Source organism: Bacillus sp. SIMBA_026 (genome assembly GCF_046535335.1).
GTDB classification, from domain to species: Bacteria; Bacillota; Bacilli; order Bacillales; family Bacillaceae; genus Bacillus; species Bacillus velezensis.
In genome coordinates this window covers 1-236 of the sequence record NZ_JAWRWX010000481.1, presented here as the reverse complement: position 1 = coordinate 236, position 236 = coordinate 1, and the positions used below count along the sequence as shown (strand labels likewise).

General features: G+C 55.1%; 1 protein-coding gene. It reads right to left on the bottom strand.

Annotated elements, in window-relative coordinates:
* Window positions 1-236 (bottom strand): NAD(P)-dependent oxidoreductase (locus SB847_RS22240; protein WP_410578931.1); only part of this gene is annotated, 236 nt, incomplete at both ends.

Below are 236 nucleotides of genomic sequence, written 5' to 3'. Positions count from 1 at the left end.
CTGATGGAAGCGGTTCGGGATCGGTGACATCCAGGATAGCGTTCTTGAGTTGTCCGCTCGATAATGCTGTTACGAAGTCATCGACTACAAGCTGAGCGCCGCGTCCAACGTGCACAAGCGAGGCCCCGTTTGGCAGTTGCTGGAAAAGCTGGTGATTCAGAAAGCCGCGAGTTTGATCTGTTAGCGGCAGCAGGCAGACAAGTATTTCCGTGCGAGCAAGGAAGTCGGCAAGCGAC